Annotated in this window: 2 protein-coding genes; both read right to left on the bottom strand. The window is 64.0% G+C overall.

The features are described from left to right. Window positions 1-230: 230 nt before the first annotated feature. Window positions 231-2,729, bottom strand: coding sequence for a ligase-associated DNA damage response DEXH box helicase (locus tag VFJ08_RS15650; RefSeq protein WP_324998163.1), 2,499 nt, complete (start codon window positions 2,727-2,729; stop codon window positions 231-233). Further along, the gene (locus tag VFJ08_RS15645; RefSeq protein WP_324998162.1) at window positions 2,722-3,039 is read right to left on the bottom strand and encodes a hypothetical protein; all 318 of its coding nucleotides are present in this window, start codon (window positions 3,037-3,039) and stop codon (window positions 2,722-2,724) included. The genes VFJ08_RS15650 and VFJ08_RS15645 overlap by 8 nt, the downstream gene beginning before the upstream one ends. Between the last annotated feature and the right edge of the window lie 325 nt (window positions 3,040-3,364).

Below are 3,364 nucleotides of genomic sequence, written 5' to 3'. Positions count from 1 at the left end.
TCAGACCCGCGTATACGCCCGCGATTGCCAGCAGGCGCCGCGCCTGGCACGCGTCGTGGGTCTTGCGCGCCAATTCGCGCAGGTCTTCGGCACGGTAATCGTTTCGCAATGGAATGGGCCGAGTCATCGGCAAGCCTCTAGCGACGGGTCAAAGATAACGTACTGATTATATAACGAGATTCTGTTTTTGCAGGTTGGTATAAATCCGCTCTTATTCGCGCACACCGCGTTCATTTGCGGGCCGATTTCTTCCGGTCGGCCGCTTTTTCGAGCTGTACGGTCATGCGCTCGACGCGGTCGCGCCAGGATTCGCCGGTGACTTGGCTGGCCACGCGCTCAACCCAGAGCGGAAAGCCGAGCGGCGTCAGGCGGGGCGGCTCGGCGAGCCGGATCGACTGGTTCGCGATGGCCGATAGCGCGGACCGCAACCGCCCGATCTCCAGTTCGCGCTCGAGCACTTCGCGCCGGGCTTGGCCGAGCAGCCGATTGTCGGCGTCGTAGCGCACCAGGACATCGTAGACCAGTCCGCTGGAAGCCTGGATCTGGCGCGCACTCTTGGACGCGCCGGGATAACCCGGAAACACCAGCCCGGCGATCCGCGCGATATCGCGAAACGCGTGTTTAGCCAGTTCCGAAGCATTAAGGCAGGTCAGCAAATCGTCGACCAGATTGGATTCGGACAAAGCGGCGCGCAGTTCGGCCTCGGTGAACTCGACCTTTGTGCGGGTCACCAGTTCAAAGCCGTAGTCGTTGACCGAAAACCGAAAGGTCGCGGCGTGCATGCGCGCCAGCCGCCAGGCTGCCAGCGCCGACAGACCTTCGTGGGCCAGCCGGCCGGCGAACGGATAAAAGAACCAGTGCCGGCCTTCACGCGAGGTGACGTGTTCGATCAGCAGCTCATCGGCCGCGGGTAGCGCCGACCAGCGTTTCTGCACTGCCAGCAGATCGCGGACGGCGGCCAGTTCGGGTGTATCAAAGCGATCGTCGCGGGCGGCTTCCAGCAGGTCACGGATCGCATCGGCCAGCGTGCCGGAGATCGCCATGCGCCCGCCGGCCCAGCGCGGCACTTGCCGGTTACGGCGCGTAGCGGCTTTGACATAGGCCGTGAGTTCCTTGACCCGTACCAGTTCGAGCAACCGCCCGGAAAACAGGAATACGTCGCCGGGCTTCAACTGCGCGATAAAGCGCTCCTCGACCGTGCCGAGCCGTCCGCCCTTCAGCCAGGCCACGGTCATCGCGGCATCGGCGGTGATCGTGCCCATGGTCATGCGATGCCGGCGGGCGATACGCTTATCGTGGACCACGAGCCTCCCGGCCACGAGATCGACCCGCCGGAATTCCGGATAAGCCGACAGCGCCGCGCCGCCGCGGGTGACGAAATCCAGCGCCCACCGCCATTCGGCGTCGGTGAGGTCGCGATAGGCATGGCTGCTACGGACCTCCGCCAACAGGTCGTCCGGCGCGACGCCGCCCGCGCCCGCGCTGCCAAGCGCGCGGGTGACGATATGCTGGGCGAGCACATCGAGCGCGCCGGTCAGCGGGCGTCTCGCTTCCAGTTCGCCGGCCTCGGCCTTGCGCCGAGCGGCGGCGATCTCGACCAGTTCGAACGCGTGCGTCGGCACGCACAGAATCCGGCTGGTCACGCCCGGCCGATGGCCGGAACGCCCGGCGCGCTGCAGCAGCCGAGCCACGCCCTTGGGGCTGCCGACCTGGATGACCTGATCGACCGGCGAAAAATCCACGCCGAGATCGAGGCTCGAGGTTGCCACCACGCAGGCCAGCCGGCCGTCGGCGATCATCGCCTCGACCGTATCCCGCAATTCGCGAGCGAGCGAGCCGTGATGCAGCGCGATCTGGTCCAGCCAGTTCGGCCGCGCCCGGATCAGCGCCTGATGCCAGAGTTCGGCCTGTGAACGGGTATTGGTGAACAACAGCGTGGTGCGGGCGTTCTCCAGCGCGGCGATCACCGGCCCGACCATCTGCGTGCCCATATGCCCGGCCCAGGGAAAGCGCTCGATCGTGTCGGGAATGAGTGCGGTGATTTCGGTGGCCGCCGGCACCACACCACGGATATGGGTGACGCTTTGACCGCCCGTGAGCACATCGCCGGCCTCGTCCAGATTGGCCAGCGTGGCCGACAGGCCCCAGGTCTTCAGATCCGGCTTGATCGTGCGCAGCCGCGACAGGCTCAGTTCCAGCGCCACGCCGCGCTTGGTCGACAACAGTTCATGCCATTCGTCGACCACCACGCATTCGAGGCACGCGAACATCCGCTCGTGATTGGCGTAGGACAGCAGCAGCGCGAGGCTTTCCGGCGTGGTCACGAGCGCGCTCGGCAGCTTCTTGCGCTGGCGCGCCTTGACGTGCGATTTCGTGTCGCCGGTGCGGCGCTCGATCGTCCAGTTCAGACCCAACTCGGCGGCCGAGGCGGCCAGATGCTGTGTGGTATCGGCCGCCAGCGCGCGCAGCGGGGTGATCCAGAGCACGGTCAACCCCGGCGTGGCCGACGCGTTGTCGGTCGTCGCCAGCCAATCGCCCAGCGCGCCGAACCACGCGGCCAGCGTTTTGCCGGTGCCGGTCGGCGCGTGGATCAGCCCCGATTCGCCGCGGCGCTGGGCGGCCCAAGCTTGGCGCTGGAAATCGAATATTCGCCAGTTCCGATCGGAGAACCAGCGTTCGATACGCGCGTCGGCCGCTAATAAAGCAGCCGCGCCGATCGTTTCAGTCACGAACCGCTTTCTTGCGGCCCCAGCGCATGGCGATACCGCGTGCCTTGTTCGATAACCACGGGAATTTCGCCTCGAAACGCGCCAGCTGTTTCTGTACCCATCGCGAATACGGCGCGAGCAGGATCGCCGAAACGATCAGGAACAATACGCCCTGCAGAATGGGCAACACCAGCCCGGCCAGGCCGAGCAAGAAGAAGAACACGCCGGCGCCGATCCGTACGTAGTCGCGCCAAGTCATATCGGCCCAGCGGATTACGCGCGGCGCATCGGCACCGCGCGCGGTCTTTTTGTCGCGCAAGGAAGCACCCATCGGAGATCCGGTCACAAATATATGTCCTTTTACCATGCGGGCGCCCACGTCAAAACCAACTCCACGAACGCACGAATACAGCGCGCCCACTGCTCGTGCTTTAGGGCCAAATGGGGATCAGTCTACTCATTAGCTTAATGTCGAATTTCGTGAGTCTGGTTTTGGTTGACCCATTACTAAAACGTAGTGAGTAGACTTGAACATCCCTCTTATATTTTCAAGGCATTTTAAATTTAACTTCGTAATCTCGCTTATTTTTCAGCATCCGCCAGATGACGCGCACGAGATGACGGCCCAACGATCGTACGGCTTGGTTGTGGCGCTT

This window comes from Salinisphaera sp., assembly GCF_035690525.1.
Taxonomy (GTDB): domain Bacteria; phylum Pseudomonadota; class Gammaproteobacteria; order Nevskiales; family Salinisphaeraceae; genus Salinisphaera.
This window is presented reverse-complemented; position numbering and strand designations above follow the sequence as displayed.

Excerpts from the sequence above, each read along its gene's own strand:
- VFJ08_RS15645 (WP_324998162.1), bottom strand. The coding sequence starts at position 3,039 with ATGGGTGCTTCCTTGCGCGACAAAAAGACCGCGCGCGGTGCCGATGCG.